This window comes from Fulvimonas soli (assembly GCF_003148905.1).
GTDB classification, from domain to species: domain Bacteria; phylum Pseudomonadota; class Gammaproteobacteria; order Xanthomonadales; family Rhodanobacteraceae; genus Fulvimonas; species Fulvimonas soli.
The window spans coordinates 373,216-390,886 of the sequence record NZ_QGHC01000001.1 but is presented as its reverse complement, the minus strand read 5'-3'; the positions used below and the strand labels follow the sequence as shown (position 1 = coordinate 390,886).

The 17,671-nt window shown below is 71.1% G+C and carries 14 protein-coding genes and 2 tRNA genes; 5 read left to right on the top strand and 11 right to left on the bottom strand.

Features of this window, described 5'->3' with window-relative positions:
• Positions 1–83: 83 nt before the first annotated feature.
• Together C7456_RS01815 and C7456_RS01810 are read left to right on the top strand one after the other, a co-directional pair.
• Positions 84–908 carry a CDP-diacylglycerol diphosphatase gene (locus C7456_RS01815; protein WP_170120146.1) on the top strand — a complete coding sequence of 275 codons (825 nt, stop codon included), beginning with the start codon at positions 84–86 and terminating at the stop codon, positions 906–908.
• A gap of 191 nt (positions 909–1,099) precedes the next feature.
• A complete protein-coding gene (locus C7456_RS01810) occupies positions 1,100–2,251 on the top strand; it encodes a phospholipase D-like domain-containing protein (protein ID WP_245889737.1) in 1,152 nt (383 codons plus the stop codon).
• A gap of 95 nt (positions 2,252–2,346) precedes the next feature.
• Here the strand turns inward: C7456_RS01810 and C7456_RS01805 are convergent, their stop codons facing one another.
• Positions 2,347–4,350, bottom strand: coding sequence for a TonB-dependent receptor (locus C7456_RS01805; RefSeq protein WP_109722046.1), 2,004 nt, complete (start codon positions 4,348–4,350; stop codon positions 2,347–2,349).
• 122 nt (positions 4,351–4,472) lie between these two features.
• A complete protein-coding gene (locus tag C7456_RS01800; protein WP_109722045.1) occupies positions 4,473–4,925 on the bottom strand; it encodes a Fur family transcriptional regulator in 453 nt (150 codons plus the stop codon).
• A gap of 884 nt (positions 4,926–5,809) precedes the next feature.
• Here C7456_RS01800 and C7456_RS01795 point away from each other — a divergent pair.
• The gene (locus C7456_RS01795) at positions 5,810–6,508 is read left to right on the top strand and encodes a PP2C family protein-serine/threonine phosphatase (RefSeq protein ID WP_109722120.1); all 699 of its coding nucleotides are present in this window, start codon (positions 5,810–5,812) and stop codon (positions 6,506–6,508) included.
• Here C7456_RS01795 and dnaQ read toward each other — a convergent pair.
• Genes dnaQ through C7456_RS01780 form a run of 3 tightly spaced genes read right to left on the bottom strand, consistent with a single transcriptional unit; the run spans position 6,501 to position 8,376 of the window.
• Entirely contained in the window at positions 6,501–7,226 is a 726-nt protein-coding gene (dnaQ, locus tag C7456_RS01790) for a DNA polymerase III subunit epsilon (RefSeq protein ID WP_109722044.1), read from the bottom strand. The two genes, C7456_RS01795 and dnaQ, sit on opposite strands and share 8 nt — an antisense overlap.
• Positions 7,223–7,666 (bottom strand): ribonuclease HI, encoded by a 444-nt coding sequence (rnhA, locus tag C7456_RS01785; RefSeq protein ID WP_109722043.1) that lies wholly within the window; start codon positions 7,664–7,666, stop codon positions 7,223–7,225. The genes dnaQ and rnhA overlap by 4 nt, the downstream gene beginning before the upstream one ends.
• Positions 7,663–8,376, bottom strand: a complete 714-nt coding sequence (locus C7456_RS01780; protein ID WP_109722042.1) for a methyltransferase domain-containing protein — start codon at positions 8,374–8,376, stop codon at positions 7,663–7,665. Before C7456_RS01780 ends, rnhA begins: the two co-directional genes overlap by 4 nt.
• Positions 8,377–8,595: 219 nt before the next feature.
• On the opposite strand from C7456_RS01780, the gene gloB reads away from it, so the two are divergent.
• The gene (gloB, locus tag C7456_RS01775; RefSeq protein ID WP_109722041.1) at positions 8,596–9,345 is read left to right on the top strand and encodes a hydroxyacylglutathione hydrolase; all 750 of its coding nucleotides are present in this window, start codon (positions 8,596–8,598) and stop codon (positions 9,343–9,345) included.
• Positions 9,342–10,631 (top strand): LysM peptidoglycan-binding domain-containing protein, encoded by a 1,290-nt coding sequence (locus C7456_RS01770; RefSeq protein WP_342767284.1) that lies wholly within the window; start codon positions 9,342–9,344, stop codon positions 10,629–10,631. Before gloB ends, C7456_RS01770 begins: the two co-directional genes overlap by 4 nt.
• 257 nt (positions 10,632–10,888) lie before the next feature.
• Here the strand turns inward: C7456_RS01770 and C7456_RS01765 are convergent, their stop codons facing one another.
• From C7456_RS01765 to clpX, 6 genes are all read right to left on the bottom strand, one after another.
• Positions 10,889–12,793, bottom strand: coding sequence for a SurA N-terminal domain-containing protein (locus C7456_RS01765; protein WP_109722040.1), 1,905 nt, complete (start codon positions 12,791–12,793; stop codon positions 10,889–10,891).
• Between the two features lie 87 nt (positions 12,794–12,880).
• A tRNA-Asp gene (locus tag C7456_RS01760) sits at positions 12,881–12,957 on the bottom strand.
• Positions 12,958–12,966: 9 nt separating this feature from the next.
• Positions 12,967–13,041: transfer RNA gene (locus C7456_RS01755), tRNA-Val, on the bottom strand.
• Between the two features lie 20 nt (positions 13,042–13,061).
• Entirely contained in the window at positions 13,062–13,334 is a 273-nt protein-coding gene (locus tag C7456_RS01750) for an HU family DNA-binding protein (protein ID WP_109722039.1), read from the bottom strand.
• A 342-nt stretch (positions 13,335–13,676) separates the two neighbouring features.
• A complete protein-coding gene (gene lon, locus C7456_RS01745) occupies positions 13,677–16,172 on the bottom strand; it encodes an endopeptidase La (RefSeq protein ID WP_109722038.1) in 2,496 nt (831 codons plus the stop codon).
• Between the two features lie 168 nt (positions 16,173–16,340).
• The gene (clpX, locus tag C7456_RS01740; RefSeq protein ID WP_109722037.1) at positions 16,341–17,636 is read right to left on the bottom strand and encodes an ATP-dependent Clp protease ATP-binding subunit ClpX; all 1,296 of its coding nucleotides are present in this window, start codon (positions 17,634–17,636) and stop codon (positions 16,341–16,343) included.
• Positions 17,637–17,671 lie beyond the last annotated feature (35 nt).

Sequence of the window (17,671 nt, the reverse complement as noted above, 5' to 3'; positions counted from 1 at the left end):
ACGCATCACGGACCGCTCCCGTCCCTCGCCGGCTTGGCGATGCCCACGGCGCTTCGGTGATCCCGGGCGTCGCCAGACGGGCGATGCTGACGATGGCCTGCCTGGGCGCGCTCGTGGCCGCGCACGCGAAGGAACCGCGCGCGACGCCCGCCGGGAGCGCGGACCGCGACGCGCTCTGGCGCAAGGTCCACGACGCCTGCGCGGCGGCCGCGGCGCGCGGCACCTATCCGCCCGCCCCGTGCGCCGAGGTCGACGCGAACGGCACCCATGCCGTGCTCAAGGACAGGGTGGGACGTTACCAGTACCTGGTGCTGCCGCTCGCCCGCGTCACGGGCATCGAGAGCCCGGCCCTGCTGGCGCCGGGCGCGCCCGACTACTTCGCCGCCGCGTGGACCGCCCGCCTGTACCTGGAGGCGGCCCTGCATCGCCGCCTGCCCCGCGACGAGGTGATCCTGGCGGTGAACTCCGCCTACGGCCGCTCGCAGGACCAGTTGCACATCCACGTCGACTGCATCCGGCCCGACGTGCACGACGCGCTGCACCGCCTGCTGCCGACCCTCGCCGGGCCATGGCGCCGGCTGGAGGAGCCCCTGCCGCCGCACGGGCATGCGTACTGGGCGAGATGGGTCGCCGGCGGGACGCTGCCGGTCGATCCCTTCAAGTCGCTGGCGGCCGCGCTGCCCGCCGGCGACCGCATGGCGCGGCACAGCCTGGCCGTGGTCGGCGCCCGCGCCGCCGACGGCAGGCCCGGCTTCATCCTGCTCAGCGGCCGCGCCGACCCGTCCGGCGGCGACCGCGGCAGCAGCGACGAACTGCAGGATCACACCTGCGCCATCGCCGCGTCGTCACCCCGGCATCGAAGCGCGGCACGACGTCCCCGCCAAGGCCCCGCTACAGGCACCCCATGAAAAAATCCACGGCAGCCATTGCCCGCCATCCGGCCCGGTTCGCCGGAGACCGCGCCCGGTCCTGCGCGAACGCGGACACGATGCCGCGCTTCCTGGGCCTCGGCCTCCGCCTGCTCCTGGCCGCCCCGCTGGCTGCGTCTGCGGCGTCGGCCGCCGAATCCGGCCGCGCGGATTTCCAGATCGTCGAAAGCGTGCCCACGGCCACCGTCTACGGCGAGCCGGGCGTGCCGCGCACGCAGGCGGTGTGGCTGCGGATGATCCAGGGCGCCCGGCAGCGCATCGACATCGCCGCCTTCTACATCGCGGAAAAGCCGGGCGGCGGCGGTGCGCTGGCGCCGGTGCTCGACGCGCTGGCCGCGCGCGCCAGGGCCGGCGTCACGGTGCGCCTCCTGGTCGACCACAGCTTCCTGGCAAGCAACCCGGCCAGCGTCGAGCGCCTGCGCAAGGTCCCCGGCGTCGCGGTCCGCGCGCTGCCGGCGGACGCGCTCACCGGCGGCGTGCTGCATGCCAAGTACATGGTGGTCGACGGCACCGAGGTGTTCCTTGGCAGCCCGAACTGGGACTGGCGCGCGCTGGAGGAGATCCACGAGATCGGCGCGCGCGTCCGCGATACGCGCTTCGCGCGGACCTTCGGCGCGGTCTTCGACTTCGACTGGCAAGTGGCCGGCGACCCCGACCTGCCCAAGGCGGCGTCGGCGGCGATGCGGGCGCCGGATTTCGCGCCGGCCACCGAACGCGACCCGGTGCTGCTGGACGCCGGCGGCGGCGACCCGCTGACCGCCTTCCCCGCCTTCAGCCCGCCATCCCTGGCGCCGGCCTGGGTCACCGCCGAGCAGCCCGCGCTGGTGCACATGATCGAAGCCAGCCGGCGCGTGCTGCGCATCCAGGTGATGACGCTCTCGGCCATCCGGCAGTACGGCCCCAGGGGCTGGTGGCCGGACGTCGACGCCGCCCTGCGCGACGCGGCGGCGCGCGGCGTGGAGGTGCGCATCATCGTCGCCGACTGGGCGCTGGGGGAACCGATGCAGTCCTACCTCAAGAGCCTGGCCGCGCTGCCCAACGTCACCGTCAAGTTCAGCCGGCTGCCGCCCTCGCCGCAGGGCTTCATTCCCTACGCGCGGGTCGAGCACGCCAAGTACGCGGTCGCCGACGACCGCAGCGCCTGCATCGGCACCGGCAACTGGGAATGGAGCTACTTCAACGTCAGCGTGGACGCCTCGGTGTTCGTGCACGGCGCCGGGCCCGCGAGGACGCTGGCCTCGATCTTCGACCGCGACTGGAACGGCCCCTACGTGACCACGATCGAGCCCGGCGGCAGCTACGCGCCGCCGCGCACGCACTGAGGCATCGCCGCCGCGCCCGGCGCGCCGGGGCGGCGCCGGACCTCACGCGGCGGCGCCGGCCGCGCGGCCATGTGCGGCCGGCCGGTCTGCCTTTCCTAGAAGAAGGCGCGCAGCCCCACCGACACGTTGCGTCCCGGCAGCGGCGCCACGTCCTTGAACAGCGAGGTGGCCGGACGCACCGTCTGGTTGGTCAGGTTGTTGCCGTCCACGAAGGCCTCCCACTGGCTGCGGCCGTCGTCGTGGAAGGTCCAGGCGAAGTGCGCGTTGACCAGGGTGTAGCCGGCGGTCTCGGTCTCGAACGGCGCCGTCTTGTCCTGCTTGAAGTAGCGCACCGCGCCGAGGCTGGCGCGCAGCGCGTCGGCGCTCCAGCTCAGCTGGCCGCCCAGGCGCCCGGCCGGGATGCGCGGCACGTTGCCGCCGCCGTGCGACAGGGTGGCGCGCACGGTGTCGCCGAACACGCGCAGGTCCCAGTTGCCGCCCGCGCCCTTGGCGAGGTGGAAGGTGGCCTCCGCCTCCGCGCCGCGGAACTTGGCGTCGGCCTGCGACCAGACGCGCACCGGCAGGTCGTCGTCCACCTCGCCGGTATCGGCGAGGTAGATGAAGTCCTTGTAGCGGTTGTAGTACGCCGCCACCTTGCCCTCCACCACGTCGCCGTGGAAGTGCAGGCCCAGCTCGGCCTGGTTGGAGGTCTCCTTGTCGAGGTCCGGGTTGCCGATCTCGAACGTCGCGGAGGCGTCGTGCGGGCCGTTGGCGAACAGCTCCTCCTCGGCCGGCGCGCGCTGGGCACGGTCGAGGTTCAGGGTCAGGTGCCAGCGGTCGGCGAAGCGCCAGGCTAAGCCGGCGGAGAAGCTGGTCGGCGAGAAGTCGCGCTTGGGCGCGCCTTCCGGCTCGCTGGTCTGGCGGTCGGTGCGCGCGCCCAGCTCCAGCTTGAGCGGGCCGAACTCGCGCTGCTCGGTGAGGAACACGCCGACGTCCTTGGTGGTCGTCGGCGGCACGAAGGTCTCGTCGCCGACCGCGGTGAAGCGGCGGTGCTCGGTCTGCACGCCGAAGGCGCCCTGCCATTCGGCCAGCGGCTGGTGCGTCACCACCAGGCGGCCCTGGTTGCTGTGCGTGGTGAAGGTGGTGCCGGGCTCGTCGCCGTCGTACTCGACGTGCTGGTAGGCGTTGTGGCCCAGGTTGAACTCGATCCTGGCGATGCCCGCGAACGGCTCGACCAGCCCGCCCTTGAGGTTGTAGTTGGTCTGCGCCATCTTGATCGTGACCGGCGCCTCGCCCTCCTCCGGGTCGCCCGGCTCGGCGGGGCTGCCGTAGTGGTCCATGAAGCGCGCCACCGAGGCGCCCAGGTAGCCCCAGCTGCCCAGCAGCGAGGCGCCCACCGAGCCGGCGGTGGTCTTCACCTGGCTGTTGGCCAGCGTGCCGCCGGGAATGTCGTAGCTGTCGTTGTCGCGGCGCATGCCGTCGGCGTGCAGCGCGAAGCCGTCGTTGCCGCCGTCCAGGCGGAACATGCCGGTCCTGCCGTCGGACACGCTGTCGGCGCGCACCTCCGCGCGGCCGGCCAGGCCGTTGGCGGGCGCGTGCTCGGGCACGCGGCCGTCCACCACGTTGACCACGCCGCCGATGGCGCCGGAACCGTAGAGCAGCGTGGCCGGCCCCTTCAGCACCTCGATCTGGTCGGCCAGGAACGGCTCCAGCGTGACCGCGTGGTCCTGGCTCACGTTGGACACGTCCTGCGAGGCCAGGCCGTTCTCCAGCACCGAGATGCGCGGGCCGTCGAGGCCGCGGATCACCGGCCGGCCCACGGCCGTGCCCAGCGCCGTGGTCTGCACGCCGGGGATGGACGAGACGGTCTCGCCCAGCGAAACGCCCTTGGCGTCGTCCAGCCGCGAGCCGGCCAGCACGGCGACCGGCTGCACGATCTGGTCGGCGGTCTGGCCCAGCGGCACCGCGGTGACCACCACGCCTTCCAGGTTCTGCACCTTGGCGGCGCGCGTCTCCTGGCCGGAGGCGTCGGCCGTGCCGGGCGGCGTCTCGCCCGCGAGCGCGGGCATCGAGGCGCCCAGGGCCGTGGTGAGGGCGATGGCGATGAGGGTCTTGCGCATGGGTTGCTCCCCGGGTCTGGAAAAACAGGTCGGACGAAGATTCGAGCGTAATGTTATATCGTTACACTCAATCCGCAAGCTCTTGTCGCCAAGGAATCGCGCAAAGCGTGCACTTGTTGCGGTCAGCCGGACGCCGCGAGGACCGCGGCGCACGCCGCGCACAACCCCTTGACTTCGAGCGGCCCGCCGTGCGGGCGGAAGCCGAGCCGGTCCGCCTGGGCCGACACCACGCCATGCAGCTCGATCCCGTCCCGTTCGCACGTGCGCCGGCAACGGCGGCAGATGTAGACCACCATCGCTTCGTCGCGCGCCGCCTCCCTGCGGGCATAGGCCCGGAGCGTGCCGAGGCGGCGGACGAGGCCTTGCCGGATCAGGAAATCCAGCGCGCGGTAGACGGAGGAAGGCTGCAGGCCGGGATGGCGTCGCCGCAGCGCGTCGAGCAGGTCGTATGCCTTCACCGGTCGCGCGTGGCCGGTGATGAATTGCAGCACCTCGCGGCGCAACGGCGTCATGCCGCGGCCGTCCGCGCCCGGCGGAGCGACGACAAGCCGTTCCATCCGATCCGCCACGGACATCAGTCGCTCCGCCTTCGATCAGCCGCGATCACTTTCCTCGCCATGGCCTGGATCGTAACGTTATAATGTTACATTCGCAAATTAATGCGCCCGGCCTTCCTTGGGCCAAGCTCTCGACGTGGGCAATGATTTCCAGCCGCATCGATTTCCGACCGCATCGCGGCATTCTCGGAGGCCGGCGATGCCGACGATGGCGCGCCATCCACCGCCGCCTACCGGAAGCGGGGCGATCTTTGCCGTCAGCGAACCGCCTCTCCCGGAGCCGGTCCACGATCTACCGTCGGTCCGGCCATTCCCTCGCCGTCATCCCTGCGAAGGCAGGAGGCGCTTTTCAACAGCCGAAGGGCTGGTCATCCGGTGACGTTCCCTCGACGACGCTGGACCCCAGCTTTCGCCGGGATGACGTTTCATGGGGGGATACTCGGAGATCGTGAACAGGCGCTCAGATCATGGCCGCCATCGCATCCTCGCATTCGGGCCTCGAGGAGCGATCTCCATGCGGGCTCCTCACTCGTCCGGCGGGACGCGCCAGTCACGTGACGTGGCATGGCTGGACGTGGCGAGGCAGCATCGCACCGATCAGGCAAGGAACCGCTCTTTGCATTGGGAACACTGATCCGCGGCCGGGCGTGCCCGGACTCCGCCTGGCCCGGAAGCGCAAACGCATCCTGCCCCGCCATCGCCGGAGGAAGAATCCGGCCCGGATTCGACAGGGCCTTCCGGAACGGACACGCAGGGGCGCCATAGCGCAAAAAACGCGGGCAAGCCGAAGTCGCGGATGACGCTCGGCGCCCCTGTCGCCAACGTCGGTCGAGCCGCCCGCCAGGCTTTTGCGCATCCCTTGCGCATGCGGCATGCTGCGCTTCCAGAAACCGCCAGCCGCCATGATCGAATTCGGACACGGAACCCACGTCGGGCTGCGCCGCGCGCGCAACGAGGACACCTACTACGCCGACGCCGCGCTGGGGCTGTTCCTGGTCGCCGACGGCATGGGCGGGCACCAGCACGGCGAGGTGGCGGCGGCGATCGCGCGCGACACGATGGCCGAGCGCGTCGCGCAGGGCCATGCGCTGGCCGAGGCGGTGCGCGAGGCCAACCAGCGGCTGCTGGAGGAGAACCGCGATTGCGTGGCGCTGCCGATGGGCACCACCCTGGTCGCGCTGCGCCTGCTCGGCGAGGCCTACGAGGCGGTGTGGGTGGGCGACAGCCGCGCCTACCGCTGGCGGCGCGAGCTGCGCCGGATCAGCCACGACCACTCGCTGGTGGAGGAGCTGGTGGCGTCCGGCCGCCTCGACCCGGCGCAGGCGGCGCGCCACCCGCAGCGCAACGTGCTGACCCAGGCGCTGGGCGTCACCCGGCAGGAGCAGCTGCACATCGGCATGGCGCGCGGGCGCATCGAGCCCGGCGCCGGCTTCCTGCTGTGCAGCGACGGGCTGAACGAGTCGCTGGACGACGAGGCGATCGCGCGCGTGCTCGCGCGCGGCGAGCTGGCCGCGCAGGAATGCGTCGACCACCTGCTGCTGGCGGCGCTGGAAGGCAGCGCCAGCGACAACATCACCGCCGTGCTGGTGCGGATCAGCTGACCGCGCTCTCCGCCGCCGGCTCGCGCCGCCACAGGCTGCCGCCCGGTGCCTTGTCCAGCGCGTCCAGCCGCGCCTCGTGCGCGGCCAGCTCGGCGGCGTCCGCGCGCAGCACGCGCGGGCGGCGCAGCGGCGTCACCGGCGTCACCACCGCGTAGCTGCGCTCCTCCGCGACGCTCTCGAAGCCGAAGTTCAGCGCCACCTGGCCGGAGGTCATCGCCAGGTAGACGTCGGCCAGCAGCTGCGCGTCGATCAGGCCGCCGTGCAGGTCGCGCGCGGAGTTGTCCACGCCCAGGCGCTTGCACAGCGCGTCCAGGCTGTTGCGCTGGCCGGGGTAGCGCTCGCGCGCCATCGCCAGCGTGTCCAGCACGCCGCAGCGGTCGGCGATGCGCCCCATGTGCGGGCCGATGCGCGCCAGCTCGGCGTCGAGGAAGCCCACGTCGAAGCTGGCGTTGTGGATGATCAGCTCGGCGCCGTCGATGAAGGCGAGGAAGTCGTCCACGACGTCCGCGAAGCGCGGCTTGTCGAGCAGGAACTCGTCCTCGATGCCGGTGACCTGGCGCGCGCCCTCGTCGATGGCGCGGTCGGGGTTGAGGTAGGTCTGCCAGTGGCGTCCGGTGGGACGGCGCTCGACCAGCTCCACGCAGGCGATTTCGATCAGCCGGTGGCCCTGGCGCACCTCCAGGCCGGTGGTTTCGGTGTCGAGGACGATCTGCCTCATGCGTTGCCCTTGTAGTGTTCGGCCTGCTCGCGCGCGGCCCGGTCGACGCGCTCGTTCTCCGCGTGGCCATTGTGGCCCTTCACCCACTGCCAGCGCACCACGTGCGGCTCGGCGGCGGCGGCGAGCCGCTGCCACAGGTCCTGGTTCTTCACCGGCTTCTTGTCGGCGGTGCGCCAGCCGTTGGCGCGCCAGCGCGGCACCCATTCCTCGATACCCTGCATCACGTAGCGCGAATCGGTGGTGAGCCGCACCTTGCACGGGCGCTTGAGCGCCTCCAGCGCGCCGATCGCGGCCATCAGCTCCATGCGGTTGTTGGTGGTGGCGGGCTCGCCGCCGCTGAGCAGGCGCTCGGTGCCCCTGGCGCGCAGCAGCGCGGCCCAGCCGCCGGGCCCGGGATTGCCGAGGCAGGCGCCGTCGGTGAAAGCTTCGACTTCGGTCATGGATGGATTCGTGTCGTTCCCTGGGTCTGCATCGCCGCGCCGCGCCGGGCACCCGGCGCGAGGCCGGAGCCCACCGGCTGCACCAGCGGCCGCGGCTTCAGCCGCACGGCCGGCGTGGCCGGGCGGCGCTTGCGCGCCAGCAGCAGGTAGCCGCCGCCGAGCAGGCTCCGCCGCCCCGCGGGCGACGCCACGCCTGGCCACGGCGGGCCCACCCGCTGCGCGCGCTCGATGACGAAATCCGCGCCGCGCAGCCAGCCTTCCAGCCCGAGCGGCACCGGCAGCGACAACCCTCCCTGCCGCGCGCGCCACAGCCACCACGGCAGCCAGCCGCTGAGCGGATGCACGCCGGTGAGCGCGAGCAGGCCGCCGGGCGCGACCACGCGCGCGACCTCGCCGAGCAGGCGCGTCGGCGCGGCCACCGCCTCCGTCGCGTGGCGCAGCAGCACCAGCCCGAACGCATCGGCGAGGAACGGCAGCGGCTCGTCCACCTGCGCCGAGAGGTCGCCGTGGTAGCGGCCGCCGTTGACGTGCAGGCGCACCCAGTGGCCGAGCATCGGCAGCGACGGCGGCGCCATGCCCGGCGCGGCGGAAATCTGCAGCGCGCTGGTGCCCGCGCAGCGCTGCAGGTCCGGCAGCAGCGCCGCGATCTCGTCGGCCAGCAGGCCACGCATGGGCGGGCTGGCGTAGATGTCGTGGTCGCGTGCGGGCATGCGCTGGTCTTCGGCTCCGGCAAGGCGGGTATGCCGGCAGTGTAACGGCTTGCGCGGCACGGATCGCGGCCCGGACATGAAGCGCCGCACAGGCATGAACGGCCGCCGCGTCTTTAACGCCACGCTAACGACCAGGCCCGGCGCGCCTTCTATAGTCCCCGGCTTCGCGCAAGCCGGGACGCCTGCGCCAGTCGATACGAAAACGCTGCGGAGGCCTTCTTGCACGTCGTACCGCTACCGGCGCTCGCCGACAACTACATCTGGCTGCTGCACGACGACGACGGCCAGGCGCTCGTGGTCGATCCCGGCGAGGCCGCGCCGGTGGAACGGGCGCTGGCCGCGCACGGATGGCGCCTGCGCGGCATCCTGCTCACCCACCATCATCCCGACCACGTCGGCGGCGCGCCGGCCCTGCGCGAGCGCCACGGCGCGCCGGTCTACGCGCCGGACGACGAACGGATCGACGTGGCCACGCATCGCGTCGGCGATGGCGACCGCATCGGGTTCGACGCGCCGGCGGCGGGCTTCGACGTCGTCGCCGTGCCCGGCCACACGCTCAGCCACGTCGCCTACGTCGGCGAAGGCCTGCTGTTCTGCGGCGACACCCTGTTCAGCCTGGGCTGCGGCCGCCTGTTCGAGGGCACGCCCGCGCAGATGCTCGCCTCGCTCGACCGCCTCGCCTCGCTGCCCGGCGACACGCGGGTCTGCTGCGGCCACGAGTACACCGCGCAGAACGGGCGCTTCGCGCTCACCGTCGATCCCGCCAACGAGGCGCTGCGCGCGCGCGTCGACGAGGTCGCCCGCCAGCGCGCCGCCGGGATGCCGAGCGTGCCGGTGCCGCTGGCCAGCGAGCTGGCGTGCAACCCCTTCCTGCGCACCGGCAGCGCCGCGGTGGCGGCATGGAGCGGCGCCGGCGACCGGGTCGCCCGCTTCGCCGCCCTGCGCTCCGCCAAGGATGCGTTCGCATGAGGCAGGCCAGGCACGCCCTGCGCCCGCTGCCGGTCCTGCTCGCCGCCCTGCTGGCCGCCTGCGCCACGCCGCCCGCGCCGCGTCCCGAGCGCCGGCCTCCCGCTCCCGCGCCGGCTCCCGCCGCGACCGCGGCGCAGGCGCCCGCGCCGTCCGCCGACGACAGTCCGTTCGAGCCGGCGCCGGCCGATTTCTGGGAACGCCTGCGCGGCAGCTTCGCCATGGCCGACTGCGACGCCGATCCGGGCATCGCCGCCTGGGCGCGGCGCTACACGCAGGACCCGCAGCGCTTCCAGGCGCAGATGGACGAGGCGCTGCCGCGCCTGGCCTACGTGCAGAAGATCGCCGCCGCGCACGGCGTCGCCGGCGAGTTCAGCCTGCTGCCCTGGGTGGAGAGCGAGTTCCGCACCGCGCCGGGACACCGCAACGGCCGGCCCGCCGGCATGTGGCAGATCATGCCGGTCACCGCGCGCCACATGGGCCTGCACGTCGGCAGGGACTACGATGCCCGGCTCGACATCGCCGAGGCGACCGAGGCGGTGATGACGATGCTGCGGCGCTACTACGGGCAGTTCCAGGACTGGCGCGTGGCCGACTACGCCTACAACGCCGGCGAATTCTCCGTGCGCCGGCTGGTGGACCGCCACGGCATGCCGCCCGCCGAGCCGGCGATCCCGCGACTGCCGGTGCGCGCGGTGACGCGCGAGCACCTCACCAAGCTGCTGGCCATCGCCTGCGTGGTGCGCGCGCCGGAACGCTTCGGCGTGACCCTGCCCGGCCTGTCGCCGGAGCGGCAGCTCGCCACGGTGAAGCTCGATCGCCCGCTGCCGCTGGCGCAGGCGGCGGCGAACGCCGGCATGTCGGTGGAGCACGTCCGCAAGCTCAACGCGGGCTACCTGGGCGCGGCGGCCAGCGCGCCGCGCGACGCCCGCCTGCTGCTGCCGCGCAGCCATGCCGGGCAGCTCCAGGAAGCCCTGGCGGGCAGCCCGGCCAGCCTCACCGCGGCGCTGGCGCCGGCCTCGCCGGGCATCCCGCCGCTGGGCGGCGACGAGCGGCCGGCCGTCACGGCGGACCTGGAGAACACGCCGGCGCTGCCGCGGCCGCCAGCCGCGGCCGGCCGCATCCACACGGTGAAGGCGGGCGAGACGCTGTGGCAGATCGCGCGGCGCTACACCGTCAGCGTGGCGGAGCTCGAGCGCTGGAACGACCTCAAGGGCGGGCGCATCAAGCCCGGCCAGAAGCTGCGCATCCAGGCCGCGCGCCAGGCGGCGGCGGGTCGCCGGAACTAGGCGCGCCGGGAAGCCTGGCATCCGTTGGCGAAAGCCGGGCTGATGGCCGTTCCACGGAAGGCCCGGGCCTTCCGGAAATGGAGCGATCCCGCGGGCCATGCCCGCCAGGTTCGAAAGATGACGAATCGGCTCTATCGCTTCGCCACGCCTGGCCGGTGCAAGTCGATGACAAGGCATGCCCCCGCTCGGCTGTCCGCCGAAAAAAAAAGAAGGGCGGCCCGAGCCGCCCTTCCCGAATCCAAGCGCAACCGCCTCGCCTACATGCGGTCCTTGGCGACCTTGATCTCGGTCCGCTTCTTCAGCGCGTCGAGGTAGCCCTCGGTGGCCACCTCGCCATAGGCGCGGATCATGCTCTGGCGCAGCATCTCGCGCTGCTGCGCCGACACCTTGCTGGCATCCGCGCCCTGCACCTTGTCCACCGCGAGCAGCGCGTAGCCGCCGTCCTGCAGCGCGACCGCCTGGAACGCGGATGCGCCCGGCTTCGGGTGCGGCAGCAGGAACGCCGCCTCGCGCACCGGCTGCGGCACGTCCGGCTGCATGCGCACGGCGCCGGCCGCGCTCTGCACGCTGGCGCCGGCGGACGCGGCGAGCGCGGCCATGTCCTCGCCCTTCTCCAGGCGCCGCAGCAGCTCGTCGGCCTGCTTCTTCGCGGCCGCGGCGACGCGCTCGTCCAGGATCTTCTGGCGCACCGCGTCGCGCACTTCCGCCAGCGGCTTGGCCGCGGCCGGCACGTGCCGGTCGACGTGGATCACCACCGCGTGGTTGGGCGCGAGCTCCAGCAGGCCGGAGTTGTTGCCCTGCGCCAGCACGTCGTCGGAGAACGCCGCCTGCACCACCTTGGGGTCGGCCGCGATGCCGCTGCCGCCGCTGCGCGGGAACAGCCCGGAGTCCTTGATCGTCAGCCCGAGCTCCTGCGCGGCCGGCTCCAGCGAGGCCGGGTTCTGGTAGGTCTTGTCCGCCAGCTTGCCGGCGACCTCGGCGTACTTGCGCTCGCGCGCGCCCGACGAGGCTTCCTGCACCAGCTGCGCGCGCACTTCCTCGAACGGCTTGGCCTGGCCGCTGCGCACGTCGCGCAGCCACAGGATGTGGTAGCCCTCGTCGGACAGCACGGGCTTGGAGATCCGGCCCTTCTGCAGGGAGAACAGCGCCTCGTCGAAGGCCGCGTTGGTGACGCCCTTCTCCAGCCAGCCCAGGTCGCCGCCCTGGCGCCTGGAGCCGAGGTCGTCCGAATCCTGCTCCGCCAGCTTGGCGAAATTCTCCGGCGTGGCCTGCGCGGCGATCTTCTCGGCCTTGGCCAGCGCGGCCTTCTGCTGCTCCGGCGTGGCGTTCTTCGGCACGTTGACCAGGATGTGCGAGACCAGCCGCTGCTCGGGCTGCACGAAGCGCTGCTTCTCGTCCTCGTAGCGCTTCCTCAGCTCCGCGTCGCCGGGCTGCTCGTCCACCTTGAGGTCCGCGCCGTTCACTTCCAGGTACTTCACCGAGACCTGCTCGGGGTTCATGAAGTCGGCCTGGTGCGCCTTGTAGTAGGACTCGATCTCCGCGTCGGTCACCGTGGCGTCGGCCGGCGCCGGCTTCGGCAGCACGACGTAGCGCAGGTCGCGGCGCTGCATCTGCAGGTCGATGAAGCGCTGCACGTCCTCGTCGCTGACGATGGTGCTGGCGGCGAGCGCGTCCGGCAGCAGGCTCAGCGCCAGGGAGGTGCGCACGTCGCTCTCGAACATCGCCGGGGTCTGGCCCGCGCCGGCGAGCGCCGCGCGGTAGGCGGCCGGGTCGAACCGGCCGTCGGTCTGGAACGCGGGGATGGCGGCGATGCTGTCGCGCACGGCCTGGTCGGACACCTTCAGCCCGAGGTCGTCGTTGGCCTGCTGCAGCAGCTGCTGGTCGATCATCGCGTCCAGCACGCGCTGCTTCATCTCCGGCTTCTCGTAGACGCTGGCGTCGAACTGGGCGCCCATGCGCTCGCTGTCCTGCCGGCGCAGCCGGTTCAGGCGGTCCTGGAACTGCTGCTGGCTGATCTCGTGCTTGCCGACCTTGGCCACGAAGGTCTCGGTCTGCGACATGAAGTACGACTCGATGCCGAAGAACGCGACGGCGAAGACGCAGATGCCCAGAACGACGATGGTGGGCCATCCATGGAGCTTGTTACGCAGTGCCTGCAGCATGAACCCTTCCCGAGACTTGTAATGTGGCCGGCCGGAGGCCGAAGCATAAATGACAAGGGCGCCACGCGGGCGCCCTTGCTGACGAAATGGCGGAGCGGACGGGACTCGAACCCGCGACCTCCGGCGTGACAGGCCAGCATTCTAACCGACTGAACTACCGCTCCGCGTTTTTCTGGTGGGTGCTGTAGGGATCGAACCTACGACCCTCGCCTTGTAAGGGCGACGCTCTACCGCTGAGCTAAGCACCCGAAACCAAGCGGCGAGCCGCTTAGTTTAGGGCATCCTTCAGCGTCTTGCCAGCCTTGAAGGCCGGGACCTTCGAGGCCTTGATCTTGATCGTCTCATTGGTGCGCGGGTTGCGGCCGGTGCGCGCCGCGCGCTTGCGCACGGTGAAGGTGCCGAAGCCGACCACCGACACATCGTCGCCCTTCTTCAGCGTCTTCTGCACGACTTCGAAGAAAGCCTCCAGCGCGCGGCCGGCGTCGGCCTTGGTCAGTTCCGCCTTCTCAGCGATGGCATTGATCAGATCGGTTTTATTCATTGAGACACTCCCTCGTAAACGGTGTTTGCGGCCCGCGTGGTCAGTCTGGGATGAGACACGCCGCCATTGCTGATGGTTGGCCCATTCCGGCGCCGCCTCGCAACTCCGCATCGCTGCGCCGCTCAAGCGGGCGCGGAGACTGCGGCGCCGCCTTTATACCAGTGCGTCGACAAGCTGCGCAATACAAGCAATATCAAGGCTTCCGGCCGTTTCGCATGGCACGTTCCGCGCTTGCAAAAGATGCCGGAAACGGCTAGCGGAATCGCCCCGCAGCGCACCAAAAAAGCGACGCCGCCCGGCGCCGGCCGGGCGGCTCAACAGGTCGCCTGCGGACGCGCGCGCTCAGTGCGCGCGCGAGCGCGTCTCGCCGGATTCCTCGGCCGGCGCGACCGCCTGCTCCACCGCGGCCTCGACGTCCGCGGGGCGCAGCGGATGCTCCAGCGCGATGTCCAGCACCTCGTCGATCCAGCGCACCGCGTGGATCTGCAGCGAGCCGGTGACGTTGGCCGGGATGTCGGCCAGGTCCTTCTTGTTGTCCTCCGGGATGATCACCGTGGTGATGCCGCCGCGGTGCGCCGCGAGCAGCTTCTCCTTGAGGCCGCCGATCGGCAGCACGCGGCCGCGCAGCGTGATCTCGCCGGTCATCGCCACCTCGGAGCGCACCGGCACCTTGGTCAGCGCCGAGACCAGCGCGGTGCACATGGCGATGCCCGCGCTCGGCCCGTCCTTCGGCGTGGCGCCTTCCGGCACGTGGATGTGCACGTCGAGCTTCTGGTGGAACTCCGGGTCGATGCCGAGCTGCGCCACGCGGGCGCGCACCACCGACATCGCGGCCTGGATCGACTCCTTCATCACGTCGCCGAGCTGGCCGGTGTGCACCAACCGGCCCTTGCCCGGCACCACCGAGGCCTCGATGCTCAGCAGGTCGCCGCCGACCTGGGTCCAGGCCAGGCCGGTGACCAGGCCGACCTCGTTCTGCTGCTCCTTGCGGCCGAAGTCGAAGCGGCGCACGCCCAGGTAGCGCTCCAGGTTCTCCGACGTGACCCGCACGCCGGCCTGCGGCTTGCCCTTCGCCCTGGTCTTGGCCGCCTTCGCGCCCGCCGCCGCCTTCTTCGGCTTGGCCTTGCCGGATTCGGCGAGGGCGAGCTCCTTCACCACCTTGCGGCAGATCTTGGCGATCTCGCGTTCGAGGTTGCGCACGCCGGACTCGCGCGTGTAGTAGCGCACGATGTCGCGCACGGCCGCCTCGTCCACGCCGATCTCCTCCGGCTTGAGGCCGTTGGCCTTGATCTGCTTGGGCAGCAGGTACCTCTGCGCGATGGCCAGCTTCTCGTCCTCGGTGTAGCCGGGGATGCGGATCACCTCCATGCGGTCCAGCAGCGGGCCGGGGATGTTCAACGAGTTGGCGGTGGCGATCCACATCACCTCGGACAGGTCGAGGTCGACCTCCAGGTAGTGGTCGTTGAAGGCGTGGTTCTGCTCGGGGTCGAGCACCTCCAGCAGCGCCGAGGACGGGTCGCCGCGGAAGTCCATCGACATCTTGTCGATCTCGTCCAGCACGAACAGCGGGTTCTTGGTGCCGACCTTGTTGAGGTTCTGCACGATGCGGCCCGGCATCGAGCCGATGTAGGTGCGCCGGTGGCCGCGGATCTCTGCCTCGTCGCGCACGCCGCCCAGCGACATGCGCACGAACTTGCGGTTGGTCGCCCTGGCGATCGACTGCCCCAGCGAGGTCTTGCCCACGCCGGGCGGGCCCACCAGGCACAGGATCGGGCCCTTCATCGCGTTCACGCGCTGCTGCACGGCGAGGTACTCGAGGATGCGCTCCTTGACCTTCTCCAGGCCGAAGTGGTCGGCGTCGAGCACCTGCTGCGCCAGCGCGAGGTCCTTGCGCACCTTGCTGCGCTTCTTCCACGGCACGCCGGTCAGCCAGTCCAGGTAGTTGCGCACCACCGTGGCCTCGGCCGACATCGGCGACATCTGGCGCAGCTTGCCCAGCTCCTGGCGAGCCTTGGCCTGCACCGCCTTGGGCATGCCGGCCGACTCGATCTTCTTCTGCAGCTCCTCGATCTCGTTGGGGCCTTCCTCGCCCTCGCCCAGCTCCTTCTGGATCGCCTTCATCTGCTCGTTGAGGTAGTACTCGCGCTGGCTCTTCTCCATCTGCGACTTCACGCGGCCGCGGATGCGCTTCTCCACCTGCTGCAGGTCCATCTCGCCGTCGACCAGGCCGATCAGCAGCTCCAGGCGCTGCCCCACGTCGGCGGTCTCCAGCACCTTCTGCTTGTCGGCCATGCGCACCGACAGGTGCGCGGCGATGGAGTCGGCCAGGCGCGAGGGATCGTCGATGCCGGACAGCGTGGCCAGCACCTCGGGCGGCAGCTTGCGGCTCTGCTTGACCAGCTGCTCGAACAGCGAGACCAGGGTGCGCGAGACCACGTCCAGCTCGCGCTCCTTGGCGCTGTAGACCGGCTCGATCACCCGCGACTGCGCCATCAGCATGCCGCCTTCCTCGCGGTAGTTCTCCACCGCGACGCGCGCCTGGCCCTCGACCAGCACCTTGACCGTGCCGTCCGGCAGCTTGAGCAGCTGCAGCACGCCGGCCAGGGTGCCGACCTGGTGCAGGTCGGAGATCTTCGGGTCGTCGATGTCCGGGCTCTTCTGCGCGACCAGCAGGATCTGCCGCTCGCCCTCCATCGCGCGCTCGAGCGCGCGCATGGACTTGTCGCGCCCCACGAACAGCGGGATCACCATGTGCGGGTAGACCACCACGTCGCGCAGCGGCAGGACCGGCAGCACGTCCGTCTTGGTGTCGGCGGCGGATGTGGCGCTCTTGGCCATCTGGAATTTCCTCGGCATACGGCTGTGACTTCGCCTCCGACACTGCGCCGGAGGTCTCCTTCCGTCAAGTGGTGCCGGCGGCCTCCCGGCACAAGTGAGCGTGGCCGCAAAAAAGGCGCCCCGGCGTGGCCGGGGCGCCCGTTGGCTTTGCCGTGCGGAGCGGCCGCTTCAGGCCGCGTCGCCGCCCTCGCTGGCGACGCGCTGCTGCTGCAGGTTGCCACGGTAGATCAGGTAGGGCTCGGCCTGTCCCTCGATCACCGCGTCGTCCACCACCACCTTGCTGACGTGCTCCAGCGAGGGCAGCTCGTACATGGTGTCCAGCAGCACCTGCTCCAGGATGGTGCGCAGGCCGCGCGCGCCGGTCTTGCGCTTGAGCGCCTTCTTGGCGATCGCCTGCAGCGCCTCGGGGCGGAACTCCAGCTCCACGCCCTCCATCTCGAACAGCTTCTTGAACTGCTTGGTGACCGCGTTCTTCGGCTCGGTGAGGATCTTCACCAGCGCCGCCTCGTCCAGCTCGTCCAGCGTCGCCACCACCGGCAGGCGGCCGACGAACTCGGGGATCAGGCCGAAGCGCACCAGGTCGGCCGGCTCCACGTCGGCCAGCACCTTGCCCAGGTTCTCGGTGCGCTCCTTCGAGCGCACCTCGGCGGAGAAGCCGATGCCGGTGGTCTCCGAGCGCTGCTGGATCACCTTCTCCAGGCCGGCGAACGCGCCGCCGCAGATGAACAGGATGTTCTTGGTGTCCACCTGCAGGAATTCCTGCTGCGGATGCTTGCGCCCGCCCTGCGGCGGCACCGAGGCCAGGGTGCCCTCGATCAGCTTCAGCAGCGCCTGCTGCACGCCCTCGCCGGAGACGTCGCGGGTGATCGACGGGTTCTCGCTCTTGCGCGAGATCTTGTCGATCTCGTCGATGTAGACGATGCCCGACTGCGCCTTGTCGACGTCGTAGTCGCACTTCTGCAGCAGCTTCTGGATGATGTTCTCGACGTCCTCGCCGACGTAGCCCGCCTCGGTGAGCGTGGTGGCGTCGGCGATGGTGAACGGCACGTTCAGCAGCCGCGCCAGCGTCTCGGCGAGCAGGGTCTTGCCCGAGCCGGTGGGGCCGATCAGCAGGATGTTGGACTTGCCCAGCTCGACGTCGTCGCCCTTCTGGCGCGACTCCATCCGCTTGTAGTGGTTGTACACGGCCACCGCCAGCGCCTTCTTGGCGCGGGTCTGGCCGACCACGTACTGGTCGAGCGTCTCCATGATCTCGCGGGGCTTGGGCAGGTGGGTGCGCCCGCTGGCGGCCTTCTCCTCCAGCTCCTCGCGGATGATGTCGTTGCACAGCTCCACGCACTCGTCGCAGATGAACACCGACGGGCCCGCGATGAGCTTGCGCACCTCGTGCTGGCTCTTGCCGCAGAAGGAGCAGTAGAGAATCTTGCCGCTGTCGTTGGAACGGCCCTGCCGCTCGTCGCTCATGCTGTAATCCTGCTGTAAATCGATTGCGGTCCGAG